The organism is Pseudomonas sp. EA_15y_Pfl1_P101 (genome assembly GCF_963970835.1).
Lineage (GTDB): Bacteria > Pseudomonadota > Gammaproteobacteria > Pseudomonadales > Pseudomonadaceae > Aquipseudomonas > Aquipseudomonas tritici.
On the sequence record NZ_CAXAPA010000035.1, the window covers coordinates 1 to 3,099 of the forward strand.

1 protein-coding gene is annotated in these 3,099 nt (G+C 60.0%); it reads right to left on the bottom strand.

The window, feature by feature from the left end; all coding sequences use genetic code 11:
• The coding region (locus AACY36_RS28080) for a hemagglutinin repeat-containing protein (protein ID WP_339497765.1) at positions 1–3,099 on the bottom strand (3,099 nt) is incomplete at both ends.

Here is a 3,099-nt window from a genome sequence, read left to right on the forward strand (position 1 = left end):
CCGGCCTCCTTTACCGGATGGGTGTACGGCATGCCAGCCTCAGCATCCGGCGAGGCAGTCGAGGAGTATGGTGCCTTTCCTGCACCTGTCTTTTTTGCACCGTTTGCCCCAAGGACGAAAACCTCGCCTGACGCCTCCGTCGCCAATTTCCTTTTCGCAAAGGCAGCGGCAACGATCTCTGAAATTCTCGCTGCCAGACCTACACCTGTGAGCGAAATGGCCGTCTCATCGATCGCCGTGACCGGTTCAGCCGATTTCCTGGCTAGTACCAACAGCCTCGACATCGCGTCTTTAGGAGCCAAGTCGTTGGTCGAGACGTTAATGATTTCCGTCGCATGCGCTTCTGCCTGTTCCCGACCGTATTGATTCCATTTGTCAGCCATGGGCAATTCGCCATAAAGGCCTGTGCCCAGACCATTAAACAGGCTTGTGTCTACAAACTGCTCTTTGGTCGAATTGAACGCATACACCGCTGAGCCATTGGCGATAATTGCGGTGCCGTCCTTCCACGTCAGTGGAATCTTCTGGTCAGCCAGCTCCTGAACCGCCCCCCTGGCGATCGCCAAATCACGATCAAGCCAGTACCGCGTCGGGTCGCTGCCCCATTTCTTTTCCAGCGCATCCAAACGGTTTTGTTCGACGGCATCGACCTTCGATCCTGCTGCCATACGCAGCAAGTCTTCCCATAAGGCATCCGATTTCGGCTTGCCCTTGGTCTTCTCCAACTCTTCAGCTTTCTTCTTGAGAAGTGGCACCTCTTGGGTGAGGTGAAGCTGTCGATTGAAGACTTCGACGCCGTAGCCTGCGCCGCTCCCAACAGCGGCGCCGCCGATACCATTCCCGGCGCCTGCTCCAGCGCCTATCCCGGTCGCGACCAAAGCTGCGAGGTTGTCCTGGCTGGCCTCAGATAATGTGCTGTTTTCCAGCGCCTTTGCGATCGAGGGCATCAGAGCCGCGGAAGCTCCAGCTCCCAACGCACCACTTTGCACATTACCGCTGGACAACCCAATGGCGGCGCCTGCCAACGCGTGCAACATGACACGTGCCGCGCCACCTTCAGCCCATGCCGCCCGGGTGGCCGCGTCCGATTTCGGGTTCAGGGATTGCGCCTCGGCGTAATCACCTACTCGCTTGAAGATCTCGCTGGACGCTGTATTGGCAACGATACCCACCGTCGTACCCGCAGGCGCGCCACCCAGGCCGGCGGCGATCAGGCCCGTCGCGATATCGGCCATCATTTTCTTGTCGCCACCAAACTGCCAACGCTTGGCTTCCGTATAAGCCATATCGGCGGCACGGGCGGTCTCAGCGGCACCGGGCGCACCAGCGTCAGCCTGCTCTCTCGCTGCCAATCCAAGCTTCTTAGCCTCATCCGCCTTCGCCTTGCCCACCGCACTGATCACCCCACTGGCCAACTGCGCCGAGCTCTGAATCAGGTCGATACGTTCCTGCATGGCCTTTTCATCAGGCCGGTCGAGCTTCTGATTGGCATTGGCAGTGTCGCGGTTCAACCCCACCAGATCATTGGCGCCTTCGGCATTGCGAACCACAATCGTGCCTTCGCTGACCGCGCTGCGGGTGTAACTGTGGTCTTTATCCTTGAGTGCTATCGGGATGGCGCCGCCCGGCGAGGTGCCGCCACCGCTGCTGGTGGAGACCGAGATGCTCGCCGACTGGCTCTTGATCTCACTGACATTCTTGATATCGCTGACGATCAGCCGATCCGTGCTGAGGCGGTTCTTGTCAGCGCTGGCTTCGCTGGCAATCACCGCGCCTCGCAGGGTGGTGGTCTTGCCGACATTGATGTCGTAGCCGCCCGTGCCCGCATACAAGCCGCTCTGGTCGGTCACGCCCTTGTAGTCGCTGTTCATCTTGGCGGCGGCAAGGTTCGCCGAGGCCGCGACGGTGGAGCCGTAGCAGAACGGTGGCACGCAGATGCTCGCGCCAAAGCCTGCGCTGTTCTGTTTGCTGCGCGACGACTCGGTGTCCTGGAGGGAGATGATAGTGAGGTTGCCGCCAATATCCGCCTTGATCCTGTCCGCGCGAACCTGGGCGCCTTTGAGGGTGGTATCGCCACCGCTTTGCAACAACAGGCTGCCGGTATCGAGGGTGCTGTTGACTTGAGTAACGGAGTTACCGTTGCCATTGTTCCTGGCGCCCTGCGCACCGAGGTCCAGGGTGAAGCCGTTTTGCTCGCCAATATTGAAGCTGGCGCCGATGGCGGTTTTGGTTTTCGACCCTTCGTTTTTGCGGTCGGTGGTGTTTTGTGCGCTTTGCATCAGCACATCGTTTTTGGCCAGCAACAGGGTGTTGGCGGCTTTCAAGCGGCTGCCGGTGATCTGGATATCACCCTGAGTCCCCGCCGCCGCGCCTGTGGCAACAATCGACAAGTCCTGCCCGGCGTTGAGCGTGCTCTGCTTGGCGGTGGCACTGTTGTATTCGCTGCTGTTCTTGCTGCGGTTATTGGCCAGTTCAGTGCCGATCTTGATCAGCGAACCGTTGCCGGGCGTGCCGCCAGTTTTGTTTTTGAAGCCGGAGCTTTGTGCATTGGCGTCCGATGCCTGGCCGTTCAGGTTGTAGGCGGCGAGGGCTGCCTGGGCGATTTTGACGGCCTTGAGTCGTGGGTCATCAGCACTACGGGCCGCTTTGACGGCGTCGCGCATGCTGGTGGCGGTGTCCACCACCGAGCCCGCAATTACCCGCCCTACCGCCAAGCTCCTGGAACTGTCCTTACTGGTCTGACTCGCAGTCTCCATCCCCGAAGTAACGGTGACATTCGCCCCGCTCAACTCCATGTTCTTGGTGCTCACCAGATCGCTGGCCACCACCTTCAACTCACGCCCCGCCGTCAGCGACACATTGCCCGCACTCGAGCCAATCGTGCTGCCGGTCAAGGTCATTTCGTTGGCCGTGCCGTTGTGTTTGGAGCTGTTGATGTAGAGCTTCTGGTTGCCGGTCATGTCGTCCAGACCGAGCTTGTTGCCGGTCAGCACGCCGGTGAGGTCGCGGTTTTTCTCCTTGTGCATGTCGGTGCGGGCGAAGGTGTTTTGCGCCGCGTCTATGGTCAGGTCGCGGCCGGCTTGTACGGCGAGGTCGCCG